This window comes from Aeromicrobium sp. (genome assembly GCF_037719875.1).
Lineage (GTDB): Bacteria > Actinomycetota > Actinomycetes > Propionibacteriales > Nocardioidaceae > Aeromicrobium.
Map to the genome: position 1 here is coordinate 63,996 of NZ_JBBJMJ010000005.1, position 17,274 is coordinate 81,269.

General features: G+C 66.8%; 21 protein-coding genes, 3 tRNA genes and 1 pseudogene. 8 read left to right on the forward strand and 17 right to left on the reverse strand.

Going from position 1 to position 17,274, the window contains the following annotated elements; translation table 11 throughout:
- Positions 1–33 precede the first annotated feature (33 nt).
- Genes WKF39_RS06970 through WKF39_RS06980 form a run of 3 tightly spaced genes read left to right on the forward strand, consistent with a single transcriptional unit; the run spans position 34 to position 940 of the window.
- Positions 34–297 carry a hypothetical protein gene (locus tag WKF39_RS06970; protein WP_340386750.1) on the forward strand — a complete coding sequence of 88 codons (264 nt, stop codon included), beginning with the start codon at positions 34–36 and terminating at the stop codon, positions 295–297.
- Positions 298–323: 26 nt separating this feature from the next.
- A complete protein-coding gene (locus WKF39_RS06975; protein WP_340386752.1) occupies positions 324–755 on the forward strand; it encodes a DUF4190 domain-containing protein in 432 nt (143 codons plus the stop codon).
- On the forward strand, positions 752–940 hold the full coding sequence (locus WKF39_RS06980) for a hypothetical protein (RefSeq protein ID WP_340386754.1): 189 nt from the start codon (positions 752–754) through the stop codon (positions 938–940). Before WKF39_RS06975 ends, WKF39_RS06980 begins: the two co-directional genes overlap by 4 nt.
- Before the next feature lie 13 nt (positions 941–953).
- Here the strand turns inward: WKF39_RS06980 and WKF39_RS06985 are convergent, their stop codons facing one another.
- The 7 genes from WKF39_RS06985 to WKF39_RS07015 form a co-directional block, all read right to left on the reverse strand.
- The gene (locus WKF39_RS06985) at positions 954–2,000 is read right to left on the reverse strand and encodes a UDP-N-acetylmuramate dehydrogenase (protein ID WP_340386756.1); all 1,047 of its coding nucleotides are present in this window, start codon (positions 1,998–2,000) and stop codon (positions 954–956) included.
- 65 nt (positions 2,001–2,065) lie between these two features.
- The gene (gene rpmG, locus WKF39_RS06990) at positions 2,066–2,236 is read right to left on the reverse strand and encodes a 50S ribosomal protein L33 (protein WP_056399328.1); all 171 of its coding nucleotides are present in this window, start codon (positions 2,234–2,236) and stop codon (positions 2,066–2,068) included.
- 56 nt (positions 2,237–2,292) lie between these two features.
- Positions 2,293–2,366, reverse strand: a tRNA-Met gene (locus tag WKF39_RS06995).
- Between the two features lie 28 nt (positions 2,367–2,394).
- Positions 2,395–2,467: transfer RNA gene (locus tag WKF39_RS07000), tRNA-Thr, on the reverse strand.
- Between the two features lie 61 nt (positions 2,468–2,528).
- On the reverse strand, positions 2,529–3,554 hold the full coding sequence (locus WKF39_RS07005; protein ID WP_340386760.1) for a quinone-dependent dihydroorotate dehydrogenase: 1,026 nt from the start codon (positions 3,552–3,554) through the stop codon (positions 2,529–2,531).
- Between the two features lie 4 nt (positions 3,555–3,558).
- A complete protein-coding gene (locus WKF39_RS07010; protein ID WP_340386762.1) occupies positions 3,559–4,902 on the reverse strand; it encodes a HAMP domain-containing sensor histidine kinase in 1,344 nt (447 codons plus the stop codon).
- Complete coding sequence (locus tag WKF39_RS07015) at positions 4,899–5,582, reverse strand: response regulator transcription factor (RefSeq protein ID WP_340386764.1); 684 nt, start codon at positions 5,580–5,582, stop codon at positions 4,899–4,901. The genes WKF39_RS07010 and WKF39_RS07015 overlap by 4 nt, the downstream gene beginning before the upstream one ends.
- A 150-nt stretch (positions 5,583–5,732) precedes the next feature.
- Between WKF39_RS07015 and WKF39_RS07020 the strand changes: the two genes are divergently transcribed.
- Positions 5,733–6,239, forward strand: a complete 507-nt coding sequence (locus WKF39_RS07020) for a hypothetical protein (protein ID WP_340386766.1) — start codon at positions 5,733–5,735, stop codon at positions 6,237–6,239.
- 578 nt (positions 6,240–6,817) lie between these two features.
- Here WKF39_RS07020 and WKF39_RS07025 read toward each other — a convergent pair.
- Positions 6,818–7,120 (reverse strand): hypothetical protein, encoded by a 303-nt coding sequence (locus WKF39_RS07025; protein ID WP_340386981.1) that lies wholly within the window; start codon positions 7,118–7,120, stop codon positions 6,818–6,820.
- On the opposite strand from WKF39_RS07025, the pseudogene WKF39_RS07030 reads away from it, so the two are divergent.
- Positions 7,004–7,383 (forward strand): annotated as a pseudogene (locus WKF39_RS07030) (adenylate/guanylate cyclase domain-containing protein). The gene WKF39_RS07025 and the pseudogene WKF39_RS07030 overlap by 117 nt on opposite strands.
- Before the next feature lie 335 nt (positions 7,384–7,718).
- On the opposite strand, the gene WKF39_RS07035 reads toward WKF39_RS07030, so the two are convergent.
- The 3 genes from WKF39_RS07035 to WKF39_RS07045 form a co-directional block, all read right to left on the reverse strand.
- The gene (locus WKF39_RS07035; RefSeq protein ID WP_340386768.1) at positions 7,719–8,282 is read right to left on the reverse strand and encodes a DUF6036 family nucleotidyltransferase; all 564 of its coding nucleotides are present in this window, start codon (positions 8,280–8,282) and stop codon (positions 7,719–7,721) included.
- Positions 8,282–8,800, reverse strand: a complete 519-nt coding sequence (locus WKF39_RS07040; RefSeq protein WP_340386770.1) for a helix-turn-helix transcriptional regulator — start codon at positions 8,798–8,800, stop codon at positions 8,282–8,284. Before WKF39_RS07040 ends, WKF39_RS07035 begins: the two co-directional genes overlap by 1 nt.
- 316 nt (positions 8,801–9,116) lie before the next feature.
- On the reverse strand, positions 9,117–9,833 hold the full coding sequence (locus WKF39_RS07045) for a hypothetical protein (protein WP_340386771.1): 717 nt from the start codon (positions 9,831–9,833) through the stop codon (positions 9,117–9,119).
- A 279-nt stretch (positions 9,834–10,112) separates the two neighbouring features.
- Between WKF39_RS07045 and WKF39_RS07050 the strand changes: the two genes are divergently transcribed.
- A complete protein-coding gene (locus WKF39_RS07050; protein ID WP_340386773.1) occupies positions 10,113–10,346 on the forward strand; it encodes a YlcI/YnfO family protein in 234 nt (77 codons plus the stop codon).
- A gap of 3 nt (positions 10,347–10,349) precedes the next feature.
- On the forward strand, positions 10,350–10,664 hold the full coding sequence (locus WKF39_RS07055) for a type II toxin-antitoxin system PemK/MazF family toxin (protein WP_340386775.1): 315 nt from the start codon (positions 10,350–10,352) through the stop codon (positions 10,662–10,664).
- Positions 10,665–11,089: 425 nt separating this feature from the next.
- On the opposite strand, the gene WKF39_RS07060 is transcribed toward WKF39_RS07055, so the two are convergent.
- Positions 11,090–11,171 (reverse strand) — tRNA-Tyr (locus WKF39_RS07060).
- Positions 11,172–11,263: 92 nt separating this feature from the next.
- On the opposite strand from WKF39_RS07060, the gene WKF39_RS07065 reads away from it, so the two are divergent.
- Positions 11,264–11,755 carry a YajQ family cyclic di-GMP-binding protein gene (locus WKF39_RS07065; RefSeq protein ID WP_340386777.1) on the forward strand — a complete coding sequence of 164 codons (492 nt, stop codon included), beginning with the start codon at positions 11,264–11,266 and terminating at the stop codon, positions 11,753–11,755.
- 4 nt (positions 11,756–11,759) lie between these two features.
- Here the strand turns inward: WKF39_RS07065 and WKF39_RS07070 are convergent, their stop codons facing one another.
- The 5 genes from WKF39_RS07070 to WKF39_RS07090 are packed head-to-tail and all read right to left on the reverse strand — an operon-like array spanning position 11,760 to position 17,167.
- Positions 11,760–13,160 (reverse strand): NADH-quinone oxidoreductase subunit N, encoded by a 1,401-nt coding sequence (locus WKF39_RS07070; RefSeq protein WP_340386779.1) that lies wholly within the window; start codon positions 13,158–13,160, stop codon positions 11,760–11,762.
- The gene (locus tag WKF39_RS07075) at positions 13,157–14,650 is read right to left on the reverse strand and encodes an NADH-quinone oxidoreductase subunit M (protein ID WP_340386781.1); all 1,494 of its coding nucleotides are present in this window, start codon (positions 14,648–14,650) and stop codon (positions 13,157–13,159) included. Before WKF39_RS07075 ends, WKF39_RS07070 begins: the two co-directional genes overlap by 4 nt.
- Complete coding sequence (locus WKF39_RS07080) at positions 14,647–16,371, reverse strand: proton-conducting transporter membrane subunit (protein ID WP_340386783.1); 1,725 nt, start codon at positions 16,369–16,371, stop codon at positions 14,647–14,649. The genes WKF39_RS07075 and WKF39_RS07080 overlap by 4 nt, the downstream gene beginning before the upstream one ends.
- Positions 16,368–16,673 (reverse strand): NADH-quinone oxidoreductase subunit NuoK, encoded by a 306-nt coding sequence (nuoK, locus tag WKF39_RS07085; RefSeq protein ID WP_340386968.1) that lies wholly within the window; start codon positions 16,671–16,673, stop codon positions 16,368–16,370. The genes WKF39_RS07080 and nuoK overlap by 4 nt, the downstream gene beginning before the upstream one ends.
- Positions 16,670–17,167: an NADH-quinone oxidoreductase subunit J gene (locus tag WKF39_RS07090; RefSeq protein ID WP_340386785.1), complete on the reverse strand. Its 498-nt coding sequence runs from the start codon at positions 17,165–17,167 to the stop codon at positions 16,670–16,672. The genes nuoK and WKF39_RS07090 overlap by 4 nt, the downstream gene beginning before the upstream one ends.
- Positions 17,168–17,274 lie beyond the last annotated feature (107 nt).

Sequence of the window (17,274 nt, forward strand, 5' to 3'; positions counted from 1 at the left end):
CTCCCACTGCACCCGAGGGCCACCCCGTCACTCGTGCTGGGACTCGTCGGGGTGGTCGGGTCCTTCGTGCTGCTCGTGCCCCTCGTCCTCTGCCCGCTCGCCTGGTACTACGGTGCCGTCGCCCAGCGCGAGGCAGAGCGCGAACCGGATCGCTGGCGCGGCGGAGGCGAGGGCAGGGCCGGCATGATCCTCGGCATGATCGGCACGGCCCTCCTGGGGCTGTTCCTGCTGTTGGTGTCCGTGACGGCGGCCCTCTCGCTGCTCGCCCTGCGTTACGACTCCGGCTACGGCACCTGACGCGCGGTGTGTGGAAGGCTGTCCCCATGAGCAATGATCAGCCCCCACCCCCCGATCCGACTCCCCCGGGCCAGCACCAGCCCAACTGGGGCAACGCCTATCCCCAGCAGCCCCCTCCCCCGGGCCAGGGACCGCCTCAGTACGGTGCGATCCAGCCGAAGCACCCGCAGGCCACCACGGCGATGATCCTGGGGATCGTCGGGCTGGTCCTGTGCAGCGCGCTCGCCCCGTTCGCGTGGGTCATCGGCGCCAAGGCGGTCAAGGCGATCGACGCCAACCCAGCGGCATACGGCGGCCGGACCGAGGCCAACGCGGGCAAGATCATGGGCATCATCGGCACCTGCCTGCTCGCCCTCGCACTCCTCGCCGTCATCGTGCTCATCATCGTGGCGGTCAGCGTGCCCGAGGCGTTCGATGAGGACAGTTCTGAGTTCTTCATCGGCAGTCTCTTCGGATGAGCGGCGAGGCCCAGACCGGCATGGTCCTCGGGATCATCGGCACCGTGTTGCTGGGACTCGCGCTCGCCGGCATCATCGTGCTGATCGTCCTGTCGATCACGATCGACGGATTCTGGGACGGCACGTCCGAAGACGGCTACACCTACGACACCATCGGCCGGCTGCTCCAGTCTCTGTCCCGCTGAGGACCCGGCCGGGTCAGAGGACGCAGCCGACCAGCACGGGCTCGTTGACCAAGGTGATGCCGTACGTCGTGCGGACCCCGTCGCGGATCTCCCGCGCGAGGCCGAGCAGCTCAGAGGTCGACGCGCCGCCTCGATTGGTGAGCGCCAGGACGTGCTTGGTCGACAGGGAAGCATGATCGGAACCGTGGCCCTTGGCGAAGCCAGCATGGTCGATCAGCCAGGCGGCGCTGGTCTTGACCGTCCCGTCCGGCTGCGTGAAGCGTGGCGCACCTGCCGGGAGGACGTCGGCCTGGTCGGCCGTCAGCAGCGGATTGGTGAAGAACGAACCCGCACTCCACGTGTCGTGGTCGGCGGGGTCGAGCACCATCCCCTTGCCACGGCGCAGCGCCAGCACGGCTTCGCGCACCTCAGCTGAGGGAGCGCGCTGCCCGATCTCGATGCCCAGGGCACGAGCCAGCTCGGCATACGCGACCGGGGCGCCCAGGTCCCCGAGCCGGAACTGATACGCCACCGACAGCACGAGCCACCGCTGGGGCTCGGCCTTGAACCGGCTGTGGCGGTAGCCGAAGCCGCAGTCGACGGCGTGGATCGTGCGCACCTTGCCCTCGAACCGGTCATAGGCCCGTACGGTTGCGATCGTCTGCGCGACCTCCTGGCCATAGGCGCCGACGTTCTGGATCGGGGTGGCTCCGGTCGAGCCGGGGATGCCGGAGAGCGCCTCCACCCCGACCCAGCCCTCCTCGACCGCGCGAGCGACGACGCCGTCCCACGGCTCCCCCGCAGCGACCGTGACCATGGCCCCGCTGCAGGCGTCGGAGCTGACCGTCATGCCGCGGGTCAGCACCCGGATGACGGTGCCGTCGAAGCCGTCGTCGGCGACCACCAAGTTGCTCCCACCGGCAACCAGGAGCATCGGGTCGCCGGCCTCGTCTGCGACCCGGACGGCGGCGAGCAGCTGCTCCTCTGACGTCGCGTCGATCACCGATCGTGCGGGACCGCCCAGGCGCAGCGTCGTCAGCTCGGCGAGGTCCATGGCCGCGACGCTAGCAGCCGCCCCCACCCCCGAGAATGACGAACGGCTCCCACCTGCCGAAGCAGTGGAAGCCGTCGCGCAGAGCACTGGGGTCAGCGAGTCTCGCGGTGGACCTGGTGGGCCTTGCAGCGCGGGCAGAACTTCTTGAGGTCGAGACGATCGGGGTCGTTGCGACGGTTCTTCTTGGTGATGTAGTTGCGTTCCTTGCACTCGGTGCAGGCCAAGGTGATCTTGGGACGAACGTCTGAGCTCTTGCTGGCCACGAGGGTGCCTCTTCTTGATCGATGATGCTGAAGGTCGTACGTGTGCAGTTTTTCGGTAGCGGGGGCGGGACTCGAACCCGCGACACCACGATTATGAGCCGTGTGCTCTAACCACCTGAGCTACCCCGCCACGAGCCACGAGTCGCCCCGCTGCCCAGAGCCCCCTTACGGAATCGAACCGAAGACCTCTTCCTTACCATGGAAGCGCTCTACCGACTGAGCTAAGGGGGCAAGCCGACAGCCAAAGATACAGGGTGATCGGTCCCGGGGCGAAATCGGGGCCGGCGGCGCCTCAGGTTGCAGCGGCCGCAAGTCTCGAAGGCCACCCGGGACCCCCATAGATGAATCCCGTATAGCCCTGCACGAGGTCGGCTCCGGCGGCCAGCCGCACCCGTACGTCGTCGGGTGTCGACACACCGCCGACCGAGATGATCGCGAGCCGATCCCCGACCCGGGACCTCAGACGTACGAGCACCTCAGTCGCCCGCTCGGCCAGAACCGGGCCGGACAGACCACCGGGTCCGGCGGCGTCGATCAGCGTGCGGGGCGAGGCGAGGGAGCCGGGCCTGGAGATCGTCGTGTTGGTCGCACTGATGCCGGCCAGGCCCACCTCGAGCGCAAGGTCGGCCACAGCATCGACGTCGGAGTCAGCGAGGTCAGGAGCGATCTTGACCAGCAGCGGGACCGAACCACCAGGAGCGCGGTCAGCGACCTCCTTGACCGCCCTGAGCAGCGGACGGAGCTCGTCCACGGCCTGCAGGTCACGCAGGCCGGGCGTGTTGGGCGACGACACGTTGACGACCAGATAGCTGGCGTAGGGAGCCAGCAGCCGCGCGCTCTCGACGTAGTCCTCGACGGCGTGCGCCGGATCGACGGCCTTGGTCTTGCCGATGTTGACCCCGATCACGGCATCGCGGCCTGCTCTGGTGCCGCGCAGGCGGTGCAGCCGGGACGCAACCTCCGCGGCCCCGTCGTTGTTGAACCCCATGCGGTTGATGACCGCCTGATCGTCGACGAGGCGGAACAACCGTGGCCGCGGGTTGCCCGGCTGCGCCCGGGCCGTGACCGTGCCGATCTCGATGTGGCCGAAACCCAGCGCCAGCAACCCGAGGACCGCCTTGGCGTTCTTGTCGAAGCCTGCGGCCAGCCCGAACGCATGCGGGAAATCGATGCCCATCACGGTCCGTGGCGTATTCGTCTGGGCGAAGACGAGGCGGGTGCCGAACCGGCCGGCCCGAATCGCGGCGAAGCCACGCTCGTGGGCCTTCTCGGGATCCATCGAGCTGAAAACGGTGTCGAAGAAGGCGCGATAGACCACGGCGTCAGCGTATCGGCACCACGACCGCGAACACCGCCCCGCCATCTGGGCCCGACCGGACCTCGAGCCGCATGTCCATCCGCATCGCCAGGCGGTGCGCGATCGACAGTCCGAGCCCCGTCCCGACGGCACGTAGCTCGCGGTACTTCGCGTGCAGGGCGCCGCGCTCGAATGTCGACGCCAGATCGGCAGGTTCGAGCCCCGGTCCCGAGTCCTCGACCTCGATCACGACGACGGACGACCCCATCCCCGCCGCACTGACCACGACCACTCCGCCAGTCGGCGTTGCGCGGACGGCATTCTCGACAAGCCCGTCCAGCAGCTGGCGCAGCCGCATCGGATCAGCCCGAACCGTGCCGACCCCCGACGCCACATGCAGGGTGATCCCCTCGCGCGCGCACGTGGCCTGCCATGCGATGGCCAGGTCGGACAGCAGGGCCGCGACCGAGACCTCGTGCGCCATGATCGTGAAGTCGTCGGCCTCCAGCCGGGCGAGGGCGAGCAGGTCGGCCACGAACCGGTCGAGGCGCACGGTCTCGCCCACGAGTGTCTCCCCGATCGCTCGGAGGTCGTCCGGTTCGATCGCTCCATCGGCCAACGCCTCGGCATACCCGCGCAGGGCTGTCAGGGGCGTGCGGATCTCGTGCGAGACCGAGAGCAGGAACTCGCGCTGTCGACTCTCACTGGTCGTCAGCGCCTCGTCGAGCAGAGCCACTGCACGACCCATGTCATCGAATTCGCGGACGGACGAGGTCTCGATCGGTACGCCACGCTCGCCGGCCGCGAGCCGGCGGGCGGCCCCCGCCGCCGCGGCGACCGAGCGGGTGAGGGTCCGGGACAGCACCACACCGAGAGTGCCCGCTGCCGCGAGGCCGAGGAGCAGCGCCAGCAGCAGCCGGCGGCGGAGCGCATCGGTTGCCTCGTCCACGCCGGCGATCGGCTGCACAGCCACCGCGGAAAAGCCGCGTTTGGTCGCGCGACCCTCAATCAGCACGGTCTCGCCGTCGATGGTGGACGTCGACGACAACGTCCCGGAGGAGAGCAGCTCGGTCACCTGGTCGGCGGTCAGCAGCTCGCCGGCTGCCCCAGTCACCGACCCTCCGCGCCGCACGATCGCATAGCGCCGGTCATCGGGATCGAGCACCTTCTGCTCCTGCGCGATCAACCGGGCCGCGGCCGCCGGCCTGGCCGCGAGGCTGTCGACCGAGCGCACGAGCTGCTGGCGGGCCTGGTCCCTCGCCGCGCCCTGCACCACCGGGACGGTCAGCACGAGCGCCACCAGCGCCACGACCACGCCGCCGGCCAATGTCACGATGAGGATACGTCGGGACAGCGGCGAGGTCCTCACGGGCGCACCACGGAGTAGCCGACACCCCGGTGCGTACGGATCGGGGACTCCTTGCCGAGCTTGGCGCGCAGCTGGGCGACATGGACGTCGACTGTCCGGCTCTGTCCGTATGCGGCATTGCCCCAGACCGTCGACAGCAGCTGTTCGCGGGTGAACACCAGGCCTGGTCGACGCATGAGGGCGGCGAGCAGGTCGAACTCCGTCGCGGTGAGGTCGACGGGAGTCCCCTTGACCGTGACCTGTCGGGTGCCCGGCTCGAGGCGTACGGGTCCGAGCTCGAGGGAGGACGCATCGGTGCCGCCCGAGCTGCGGCGTAGGACCGCGCCGACCCGGGAGACCAGCTCCCGCGGCGAGAACGGCTTGGTGACATAGTCGTCGGCCCCCAGCTCGAGCCCCAGCACCCGATCGACCTCGTCGTCGCGCGCCGTCACGAAGATCACCGGTGTCCAGTCATCCCGAGCGCGCATCTGGCGACACACCTCGACGCCGTCGAGGTCCGGCAGACCCACGTCGAGGAGCACCAGTGCGGGCCGGAGCACGCCCACCTGCGCCAACCCGCGCGGCCCGTCGTGCTCGACATGCACTCCGTAGCCGGCGCGGGCGAGATAGAGCCGCAGGATCTCCGCGATCGAGCGATCATCCTCGACGACGAGGACCAGCCCCTTGCCCGGAGTGCTCACCTGACCATGAAACAGGATGCCGGGCCACCGAGCGCCCTTCGCTGTTGATCCTTACGTTCCTCGTACGTTCGCCAAACCAGCTGCTTGCCTGCCGCGGCCAACATGGAACTCGTCCGGAACGCCCCGGCCCTGACTTCGAAGGAAAAGCGCATGCCACACCTCTCCGTGAAGACCGACCTCGGCCGTCGCCTCGGCGTCGCCGGCTTCGGGCTCGCGATCGCCGTCGGACTTGCCAGCGCCCTGTGGCTGACATCAGCGCGGGCTCCCGCCGATGCGTCCGTTGCACAGACCGCATCCACCCTCGACTCCTCCCTCGCCGCCGGGGACCGCGCCGAGATGCGCCAGGACCTCAAAGCGGCTCGCGAGCTGGAACGAGGGGCCCGCAGGGACGCCATCAAGGAGATCCGCGCGGATGCCAAGGCGGGCAAGTACGGGAACAAGGTGCAAAAGAAGCTCGATCGTCGGGCGGACCACCGGGCGGCCGTGCTCGCCCTGCTGCCTGATGAGCTGCAGGCAGACCTCAAGGAGCTGAAGGCAGCCGACAAGAAGGACCGCAAGGCGATGCGCAACGACATCCGCGCCAAGGCGCTCTCCGGCGGCTACGGAGACAAGGTCAAGGAGGCTGCGGGGAAGCTGAAGGATCACTGGCAGAAATAGCCGTTGCCTCCCAGTGCCCTTGCCGTGAAGGTGCCGTGCGATCCCGTCTGCGCGGCCCAAGGGCGACACCTCGTGCACACCGGCGGCACGCACGCGTCTTAGCTGCAGGTACCCGTCAAGACGGTCACCGACCGATGAGACCCGGGTGAGGAACGGCCTGCCGGGCGAGAGAGCATCTCACTCGCGCGGCAGGCGGTTCGTCTCAGACCCGCTCGTCCTCGAACGCGTACATCGTGTGCTGGGGGATCAACATCTCGGCACTGGTCGTTGGCGTGTTCTATCTGCGACGGCCCGAGCCGAGGTGGGCGGTCGCCGTGGGCACGGCAATGGTGCTGCTGACCGCTCTCGACACCATGGCACTGATCCTGCCCACGCTCTCACGTCTCGATCCGACCATGTACGCCTTGGCGGCCACCTTCTACGGGCTCCTGGCCCCTGTGGTTCAGCTGCCGTTCCGACACACAGCAGCAATCGCGGTGGTTGTCACCTCCGCGGGAGTACTGGGAACGCTTCTGGCAGCCGAGGGCAGCGACACCACTCGAGAATCCCTCGTCCTCGCCGTGATCCTGACCCTCATCTCAACGCTCCTCATTGGGCCGGCGATGTCGTTCGCCAACGAGCGTGACCTGCGCGCCCGGTTCCTCGGCGAGAAGACCATAGCCCGCCAGCGCACGCTCATTCGCCGCTACGCCCCGAGCTCGGTCGTGTCTCGAATCGAGCTGGGCGACACCACGGTCGACCAACCGCAGCGCCGCAAGGTCACAGTGTTCTTCTCGGACGTTGTCGGCTTCACAGCACTTGCCGATCGAGTCGACCCAGAAGCGCTGGCGGACATCGTCAACGACTATCTCGGCGAGCTGTCCGAGCTGATCGAGCGTCATGGCGGAACCCTCAACGAGTTTGCCGGCGACGGCGTCATGGCAATTTTCGGCGCCCCCGACGAGCTCGCGTCGGTATCAACAGCGGCACCGTCTCAGTGGGCACCTTCGGTTCCAAGATTCGCGCCACCTACACCGGCATCGGGCTGCAGACCAATATCGCGGCGCGGGTGCAGGCCGAAGCACCCCCCGGCGGGATCCTGCTCTCCAACACGAGCTGGCATCTGGTCAAGACACCATTGCGTGCGAGCCTCGCGGGGAAGTGATGGTCAAGGGCGTGCACTTCCCGATCGGGCTCTACTCACCGCTCTAGGTTCGCGTTCGAACGAGGCGGGTTTGCGGAGACGAGCGGCCGGGTTCGAAGAGCCCCCACCAACGTCTGCGCTGGTGGGGGCTACTTTTCGTGTTGTGGCAAGTGCAGGGTTCGAACCTGCGTAGGCTGAGCCGTCTGATTTACAGTCTGGCACCATTAGCCCTCTGATCTGCGGCGATTCGCTGGTGATCGCCATTTGCCCACGGATAACCCACAGATCCTCGGTTCCAGTCGTCTCCCGTCGACGCTGGTCGGACATCGCTCAAGCAGTTTTGTGTCTGACGTGGGTCAGGCCCAGGTGCCCAACCAGTCCAGAGCACGCTCCACCGCACCAGGTCGCGGAGGTGAGACAGCGGCAAGCCGCGAGGCAATGATCTTGGGGTCGACGAGCCCGGCGTTGAGCAGTGCCGCTACGAAATTTTGGTCCTTCTCGCGCAACGCGCAGAGCTTGGCGACACACAGGTCTTCGACGTTCAGGCACCAGCCGGTGAACTGCGGATCTCCCGACAGCGCGGCCGTGTTGACGTTCTGCACCTTAACCAGACGATCCCGCCAGCCGGGTGGGAGCACCGAGGTTTCCAGGTCGACGCCGTCGATGCTGTAGCCGTGGAGCTCCTCGAATGGTGAGAACTCGCCCGCCACGCCTGCGATCACGTTGGCGAGCCGAGCGGTCTCTTTGTTGTCGTCGGCGATGGGAAGGATGTCGACCTCGACCGACATCGTGGCGTCCGCCGGCAGCTCCTCCTCAGAGAACGTGCCAAGGATCGACTGCGAACCGACCACGATCACCTCCGGCCGCTCGATGATCTGACACGCAGTACGGATCGCGTGCTCAAGCTGGTCGCGACGCATCAAACAGCTCCGGCCAGCACAGCCGCGCGTTCGTCCTGCGGGAGCAGCCCACCCATCGGCGACACTTCTCGCATCTCGATCGACTCCCGATCCAGGCCGGTCAGCACGCGCTGGATTCCTAACACGTCGTAGGTATCGACCAGTTCCTTCCAGCGATCAAGGTTCCGGGTGTGTGGTTGCCCCGTGACCCGGCTACGGAGGCTACGGATGTTGCCCTTGATGGTGGGCCGCCACTGCTCGAACGTTGACCGCGTCAGATGAGATGACAGCCGGCGATGCAGCTCCCAAGACCGACGCTCCGAGCGATTCAATACCGGCTCTACCGGCCGACGAACCACCTCAAGCCGAAATCCCATGCACGACAACAACCGATCGAGCTGCTCATCACTGAGATCGACCTTGCCGGACACGAACTGGCTGATGCTCGGCTGGCGCACCCCACTGATCCGGGACAACTCAGACTGCGAGATGCCATTCTCCGACATCACGCGCCTCAGCATCTCTCCTCGAATCGTCATACCAGGAACTATAGCAAATCACGCTATGGCTCTGTTCCGCGTTCGATTCTGCGAAGTCGAGTTTAAGACCATCTACATGGGCGCTGACGGGACTTGAAAACTGTCACCCACTGGTGTCGACCAAACCGGGGGGCAGCCCCCAACGTCCACCCGCACGAGCACCCAGCTGATCGGAGAGGCTCGAGTCGGTCCCGTCGACAGAGTCCCCTCAGCAAGCGATAGCTTGCTCGCTCAATCCGCCTCGTGGGGATCGCACTCCCCCGCGTGGCCCAGTCGCGGCGGAATGACTCACCCGCCCGCCGGTCCTATGCCTCCGCTATCCCACTTGCGACTCATCTCTTCGGGTCGATGGGACGATGTCGTCCTCGATCGCGTGCACTGCCACGGCGACGGCCTCTTCACGCTGGCTGCGGATCACCCTGAATGACCCGCAGAGTTCGTCGGCGGGGTTCCATGCGATTCCCGACCCGTGGGGGCGAACCAAGCGACGCGGACTCAAGATCGCGATCGCTGGGTCATTCAGAAGGTTCCAAAGTCGCCCGCCGGCTCCTGCTCCTCCAAGTGCGGTCGTGATCCGTTCACGACTCGACCCATCGTGAACATGCAGTGCGGAAATCAGCCCGTCGAGGAAGGGCTTGAGCATCGAAGACAGTTGACCCCCGTGCCAGCCCACGCCCACCTCGACGGTGATTGCGAACTGCCCTTGATGCAGCAAGTCTGATTGGGCCTGGAAGCGTTGGCGCAAGGCGAACCACCAGGTCAGTGGAGTTTGCCCACGTGCAGGCTCCTCGAGGCTGGCCGTTGCGAGCAGCCTGCCACTGAACTCCGGCCACTCGGTACGGTCCGTGACGGTGTAGCTGACGCGATGGAACTCGTCCGCACTCTTAACTCGGCGGCAGATCATTCCGCGACGGGTGAGGTGTGAGTACGAGCCACTCCCGACGTTGTACAGCAGCACATTCTCCAGATCGGCGAAGTCCTCATCCGGCGTCGCGTATTCGGCGAGGAGGACGCCTGCATCGGTCGTCCTCATCGCTCGCAACGACGTTCGAAGTTCCGTCCGGTAGTCGAGAAGCCAACCTTTGGGCTCAAACGGCAGGCGGCTTGAGCTCCGTGCGTCGACGCGCTCGAGAGACCCAACTACCGAGTACGCAGGCGCTCCCATCTCCACACCCTTCCACACAGCGGCCGGCGGGGAGTCAGCCTAGGGCTGGCGCCATCGATCGCGGCGAAAAGACCCACACCCAATCCGCTCAAAACGCCGAGTGTGAGTGCATCCCAATCCGGGATGCACTCAGTGTATGATCGGCGTATGAGCACTCAAATTGCGGTCCGCCTCCCCGACGAGATGGTCGCCTTCCTGGACCGCACCGTGGCAATCGGTAAGGCGCCCAGCCGCGCAGCGCTCGTCGCGGCGGCGGTGGAACGGGAGATGCGTCGACAGGCCGCCGAACAAGACGCCCAGGTACTTCGTCAGGAAGGTGCCGCCGACGACTTGGACGCCCTCGTGCAGTGGAGCAGCACCCACCTCGAGCTCGAGGACTGATTGGTGCGCGAGATCTGCCTGGTTCGTCTCGACAAGACCCGGCCAGCGCTCGTCCTGACCCGCGAAGTTGCGCGGGCTTCGATGACGAAAGTGACCGTGGCTCCCATCACCACCACCATCAAGGGCTTGTCCAGCGAGGTCCGGGTCGGAACAGGCAATGGGTTGGATCACGACTGCGTGGTCGCCCTCGACAACGTCATCACCGTTCCGGTGAATCTGCTTGGTCGCACCATCGGGTCCCTCAGCGCCGAACAAGAGGTGCAACTCGCGCAGGCCGTGGTCTTGGCCTACGACCTCGAGCTACCACTTCTCGAATGAGCGAACCCGACGTGACCCAACACGTCGCTGGGCGACCGGCTGCGTCATTCTGGGTAGAATGCTGCTGGTACATGCGCAGGTTCGCCAAGCAAACGACGAAGACGACGACGGGCTTCCGCGACTGAGAGATGACGGCTCGGTCCGTTCGCGGTTACTTGACCGCGACCCGCGTCGACCATTTGCCCACAGATAGCCCACAGACAGCCGTGATCAACCGGACATCGAGCGGTGAGGCGTCACAACGATCAATTCCCGAGCCCTTGCAATTGCAGTTCGTTCGCGAGATCAACGACCGCGATGGTTGGCTGGCGCAGCGAATGCCGTCTGATAGCAATGTATCCACCATTGAGGCGACAGCATTTGCAGGGATAACGAGGGGCCCCTGACCCACGTTTCCGCAGGTCAGAGGCCCTTAGTGATTCCCGTGGCAGGTGCAGGGTTCGAACCTGCGTAGGCTGAGCCGTCTGATTTACAGTCAGATCCCTTTGGCCACTCGGGCAACCTGCCGGGGTGTTGCCGGGGCAACGACAAGCAAGACTATCGCAGCCGATTAGGCTGAGAGAAATCAGATCCACCGCGCCGCAATTCCAGGAGCACTCATGGCCGACTCGTCCTTCGACATCGTCAACAAGATCGACCGTCAAGAGGTCGACAACGCGCTCAACCAGGCCGCAAAGGAGATCGCGACCCGGTATGACTTCAAGAACACCGGCGCGGCGATCGACTGGAGCGGTGAGTTCGGGATCGAGATCAAGGCCAATGCCGACGAGCGGGCGCTCGCGATCCTCGACGTGTTCAAGGACAAGCTCATCAAGCGCGGCATCTCGCTCAAGACCCTCGAGGACGGCGAGCCACGCCAGTCCGGCAAAGAGGTCCGCCTGACCTCGACGATCAGCGAGGGCATCAACCAGGAGCAGGCCAAGAAGGTCTCCAAGCTGATCCGCGATGAGGGCCCCAAGGGCGTCAAGGTCCAGATCCAGGGCGACGAGCTCCGCGTCAGCAGCAAGAAGCGTGACGACCTGCAGGAAGTCATCGCGTTGATCAAGGGCGCCGATCTCGACTTCGCGGTGCAGTTCGTCAACTACCGCTGAACCCTCAGGGCAGGTTGGACAGAAGCAGGTCAGGCCACACGCTCAGAGCGACGAGTCCGGCAGTGCCGAGGAGCACGGCGGTCTTGGCGATCCTGATCGAGACCGGCGGCGACGGGCTGCGATAGGGATCGTCGACAGCAGGCCGGTCGACGATCACGGCGACGAACCGCAGGTAGTAGGCCAGGCCGAGCATCACGTTGATCGCCATGACGACCGCGAGCCAGACGTGGTCGCCATCGACGACAGGCCGGATCACGACGTACTTGGTCACCAGTCCGATGACCGCAGGCGGGAATCCCGCCAGGGTCAGCACCGCCATGACCAGCGGCACGCCGGTCGGCGGATCCGTGCGAGCCAGTCCCCTGAGGTCTGCGTAGTCGGTGCTGCCGCGCAACCGCATCACGACCGCGAGCGCGGCGAAGGCGACGAGATTGGCGAGGGCATACACCGCGAGATATTGCACCGGGGCGCTCAACCCATCGCGGGTGAGCAGCGCCGCCGCCGGGGCGATCAGGAACCCGGCCTGCGCGATCGACGACCAGGCAAGCATCCCGACAGCATTGGTCTGGCGCAGCGCCCCGAGGTTGCCGACCGTCATCGTCACCGCCGCGACGATGGCCATGAGCGGCTGCCACGTGTCGTATGCGGGCGGCAGCGCTTGTGCCAGCAGCACGAGGACTGCACCGAGCGAGGCCGCCTTGGAGACCGACGACAGGAATCCGGCGACCATGACCGGGGCCCCCGCGTAGGTGTCGGGGATCCAGACGTGGAACGGCACCGCTCCGAGCTTGAACAGCAGACCGACGATCGTCAGCACGACGGCCACGGCGACGACCTCGTCCGGCAGGTCGGTCTCGCTCAGACCGGCCCGCAGGCCCGCATAGTCGAGCGTGCCGGCCACGCCGTAGAGCAGCGAGATGCCCATCAGGGTGATCGCGGTCGACACCACCGAAGCAAGGAAGAACGTCCACGCCGATCGCACCGCGCGGCGGTCGCCCTGCCGCAGCCCGACCAGTGCGATGGACGGCAACGACAGCAGCTCAAGGGCGATGATCAGCGTCACCAGGTCGACCGCGGCGACCATCATCAGAGCGCCCGCGGCGGCACTCAGGATCAGGAAGTGATACTCCCCCGGCGGCATCGCGTTCTCGAAGTTCATGACGTTCGACGCCACCACGACGAACAACGTGCCCCCCAGCACAATCAGCGAGAGGGCAAACGGATGGCTGGCCATGTCGCCGTGGAACAGCTCGAGGGCCGCGACCACGAGGGCGACACCGGCCGGCAACCCCGAGCCGAGCCACGTGCGGCGGGAGTAGAACGCATCAACCAACAGCGCCAACAACGCCCCGACCAGCACGATGACGGCGGGACCGACCACGGTCCAGTCGATGGGTATGTTCATGGCGCCGCCTGCCCGATGGCGACGCCGGAGTCATACAGCCCGACGACCAGGCCGGGCGCCAGGCCCAGCACGACGATCAACACGACGAGCACTCCGCTCACGGCTGCCTCGCGTGCGTCCAGGTCCCGGGCGACCTCGCGTGCGGACGGTTCGCCCTGGGCGACGAGCCGGATGGCGCGCAGGAAGTAGGCGGTGGTCAGCGCGACGCCGAGCACCGCGAGGGCGAGCGCGGTCCACGCGAATGGCTTGCTCAGCACGTCACCGACCTCGTATGCCGCCCGCAGCGACAGCAGCTCTCCCCAGAACCCGGCGAGGCCCGGCAACCCGAGACTGGCGATCGCCGCGAACACGAAGGTGACCGCGATCCACGGCGTACGCGCATAGAGCCCGCGACCGATCGCCCGCATCGAGGCCGTGCCGAAACGGTCCTTGAGCGACCCTGACAAGAAGAACAGCAGGCCCGTGATCAGGCCGTGCGCCACCGACCCGAAAACCGCGGCCGCGATCCCGACGTCACTCATCGTCGAGATCGCCAGGACGACGAACCCCATGTGCCCGATGCTCGAGAAGGCGATCATCCGCTTGAGGTCGTCTTGGGCATAGCAGGCCAGTGCCGACCAGACGATGCCGATGACGCCGGCGCCGCCCAGATAGGGCGCGACCTCGGCGAACGACTCCGGCAGCACGACCGCGCCGATCACGAGTCCATAGGTGCCGAGCTTGAGGAACACTGCGGCGAGCAGGACCGAGCCGACGGTCGGAGCCTTGCTGTGCGCATCGGGGAGCCACGTGTGCAGGGGAACGACGGGCGTCTTGATCGCGAATCCGAGAACGATCAGGACAGCCGCGACGAGCGGTCCGCCGTCGATCTCGGTGAGCTGCAACGACTGGTTGTCGCGGGCGACGAGCACGATGCCGACCAGGAGCAACGCGGATCCGGTCACGGTGAACAGCAGGAACCGGGTCGCTGCGACCCTGGCCGTCTCATCCGCTGGAACGTTCTTGTGACCCGACCCGTCGTCGAGATGACCCGACGAACCGACGTTGGAACTCCCCCACCATGCGATGACGAACCACATCGGGATCAGCGCGAGCTCGAAGAAGACGAAGAACAGCAACAGGTCGAGCGAGGCGAACACGCCAAGAGATGAGGCGCTGATGACCAGGACGAGCCCCACGAGTGCTGGTGACGTGTCGCCGGCGATGAGCCACACGCAGCACAACAGTCCGATGAGCGCGGTCATCAACACGAACGGCCACGAGAGGTGGGTGACGCCGAGGTGCAGTCGAGCGCCGAGCGGCTCGATCCAGGCCACGTCGACCTCACCGGAGATCCGGTCAGACCCTTCCCAGACCAGCGCGAGCAGCGTCAGGGTCGCGGTCATCGCGACGGCCCCGAGCCGGGCGGCCGCAGGGCCTGAGATCCGCTTGCGAAGCAGCAGCAGCGCGAGGCCGAGCACGAACGGGATGGTGAGCGCGGTGGTGATCACGACCAGATCACCGCCGCGGCGGTGATGACGATGACGCCGGCGGCGATGACGGTCGCATAGCGCTGCACGTTGCCGGACTGCACGAGTGCGAGCACCCGCGAGGCGAGGCCCGCGAAGGTGGCTGACTCGCGAGAATAGACGTCGACGCCATCGCGATCGAGATCGACGACGGCGCGGGAGGTCGATCCCATCGCGGCGGGGAGCCAGCGGGCATACGGGATGTCGAGGCGGCGCTCGAGGGGGAGCAGCGGTCCGAGCACATCGGCGCTGCCGCGGGCCCGCCACCACCAGATCACGAGCCCGATGCCGGCGGCGGTGATTGCCGTCGACAGGAGCCCGATGCCGAGATGGAGCGGTTGTCCGATCGAGAGGGCGAGCGTCGCCAGCGCGAGCAGCACGATCGGCAGGATCATGGCTCGCGGCGCCTCGTGTCCCTTGACCGGCTCACCGAAGAAGACCGTGAGCCAGAGCCGCGTGGCATACATCGCGGTGAGGAGCGAGGTCACGAGTGCGACGATGAGCACCGCGTATGCCCAGCCAGCCGACAGTGGGCCATCGCCCTCACCTGCGTGGTGCAGTGCCTCGAGGACGCTGTCCTTGGTAAAGAATCCTGCGGTGGGGACCACGCCGGCGAGCGCTGCGAAGCCGACCGTCATGGTCCAGAAGGTCACCGGCAGCCGCAGGCGCAGCCCGCCCATCGCCGCGAGGGCGCTCGATCCGGCGGCGTGCATCAGGCACCCGCAACCCAGGAAGAGCAGAGCCTTGAACGCGCCGTGTGACAGCAGGTGATCCGTGCCGGCCTCGCCGTCGCCCGCGGCCAGAGCCGCGAACATCAACGCGAGCTGGCTGACTGTCGACCAGGCCAGCGCTCGCTTGAGGTCGTTCTGGGCGAGCGCGAAGACCGCCCCGAGCAGCATCGTGATCGCTGCGATGACCGCGAGCACGGTCATGACCAGGGTCGACGGCGACAGGATCGGCAGCAGCCGGGCAATGAGATAGACGCCGGCAGCCACCATCGTCGCGGCATGGATCAGCGCGGTGATCGGCGTCGGGCCGGGCATCGCGTCCGGCAGCCAGGTGTGCAGCGGGAACTGGGCCGACTTGCCGATCACCGCGACCAGCAGCAGGAGGCCGATCGCCGTGGCATTCTCCGGCTCCTGTGCCAGGACCTCGCTGATGCGATAGGTCCCGTATGTCTGACCGATCACCAGGATCCCCACCAGCAGGCCGAGGTCGGCGACGCGGGTCATCAGGAATGCCTTTGCTGCGCCGGATCGCGCGAGCGGCGTCTCCCACTCGTGCCCGATCAGCAGATAGGAGCAGACTCCCATGACCTCCCAGCCGATCAGCAGGACGAACAGGTCGTCGGCCGCGACGACCGCGATCATGCCGAGGAGGAACAAGATGATGACCAACGCGTAGGACCGGTAGCGCGGATGCCTGTCGAGATAGGCGGTCGAATAGATCTGCACCAGCAGGCCGACACCGACCGCGAGCAGCAGGACCTGCGCGGCAAGCGGGTCGAGGTGGGTCGCGAGCGAGACGCCGAGCAGATCGCCGCCCTGGACCCACACGTGGGTCGACGATCCACCATCGAGGTGGGGAACTGCCCAGACCGCGACGACCACGGCGAGCGCGCCGGTCACCAGGACGTACGACCAGCGGGTTGCCATGGCCACGGAGCCGGGTGGCGGAGCGAGGCGATCGGAGGGGGCGCTCATCGATCCACCCCGACCTGATCGACGTCGACCGTACGGAGGGCACGGAACAGCGCGAGCACGATCGCCAGTCCGAGGCCGATCTCCGCGGCAGCGAGCGTGATCGTGAACAGCGTCAGCACCTGACCCGTGTGCAGCTGGTCGGCGAACCACGCGTCGAAGGCCACCAGGTTGAGGTTGACCGCGTTGAGCATGAGCTCGACGCCCAGCAGCATCAGGACCGCATTGCGACGTGCCAGGACGCCATAGAGCCCGATGCCGAACAGCACGGCAGACAGCACCAGCGGATAGAGCAGGGGCATCAGCGTTCGGTCCCTGACCGCGAGATGACGATGGCGCCGACGAGGGCTGCGAGCAGCACGCCGCTGAGGATCTCGAAGGGCAGCACCCAGTCGTTGAAGAGGGCCTCACCGATCGACTTCACCGTGCCGATGCGGCGGCCCTCGATCCGCTCGCCACCGAATCCGGAGACGACCGTCGCACCGAGCCCGACAGCTGCGACGAGACCGATCACCGCGGCGGTCCACCGGTTGCCGGTGACCTCGGCCGAGACGGACGACTGCTGCCGCGTCAGCATCAGCGCGAAGATCACGAGCACGACGACCGAGCCGACATAGACGAGGACCTGCACCCACGCGACGAACTCGGCGGTCATCAGGACGAAGCAACCGGCGACCGCGCCGAGCGTCACGACGAGCCACAGCGCCGAGTGGACGAGCTGCCTGGCCGTCATGGACAGCAGTGCCGACCCGACTGCCAGCGCGGCGAACAGCAAGAAGACGAGCTCGGTCGCGCTCATCCGGGTTCCTCCGTGGCTGCCTTGGCCTCGTGGGCCGCGAGCTCCTTGGACGGCTCGGCGCCATCGTCGAGTGCCTGCGGCGGTGGGACGGTCCACATCCATTCCCG

Coding starts and splice junctions, on each gene's coding strand:
- WKF39_RS07070 (WP_340386779.1), bottom strand. CDS start 13,160: ATGAACATACCCATCGACTGGACCGTGGTCGGTCCCGCCGTCATCGTG.
- WKF39_RS07025 (WP_340386981.1), bottom strand. CDS start 7,120: ATGACGCTCGATCAGCTCGGACAGCTCGCCGAGATAGTCGTTGACGAT.
- WKF39_RS07040 (WP_340386770.1), bottom strand. CDS start 8,800: ATGACGATTCGAGGAGAGATGCTGAGGCGCGTGATGTCGGAGAATGGC.
- WKF39_RS07050 (WP_340386773.1), top strand. CDS start 10,113: ATGAGCACTCAAATTGCGGTCCGCCTCCCCGACGAGATGGTCGCCTTC.
- WKF39_RS07035 (WP_340386768.1), bottom strand. CDS start 8,282: ATGCGTCGCGACCAGCTTGAGCACGCGATCCGTACTGCGTGTCAGATC.
- WKF39_RS07090 (WP_340386785.1), bottom strand. CDS start 17,167: ATGAGCGCGACCGAGCTCGTCTTCTTGCTGTTCGCCGCGCTGGCAGTC.
- WKF39_RS06980 (WP_340386754.1), top strand. CDS start 752: ATGAGCGGCGAGGCCCAGACCGGCATGGTCCTCGGGATCATCGGCACC.
- WKF39_RS07065 (WP_340386777.1), top strand. CDS start 11,264: ATGGCCGACTCGTCCTTCGACATCGTCAACAAGATCGACCGTCAAGAG.
- WKF39_RS07080 (WP_340386783.1), bottom strand. CDS start 16,371: ATGAGCGCCCCCTCCGATCGCCTCGCTCCGCCACCCGGCTCCGTGGCC.
- WKF39_RS07020 (WP_340386766.1), top strand. CDS start 5,733: ATGCCACACCTCTCCGTGAAGACCGACCTCGGCCGTCGCCTCGGCGTC.
- WKF39_RS06975 (WP_340386752.1), top strand. CDS start 324: ATGAGCAATGATCAGCCCCCACCCCCCGATCCGACTCCCCCGGGCCAG.
- WKF39_RS07045 (WP_340386771.1), bottom strand. CDS start 9,833: ATGAGGACGACCGATGCAGGCGTCCTCCTCGCCGAATACGCGACGCCG.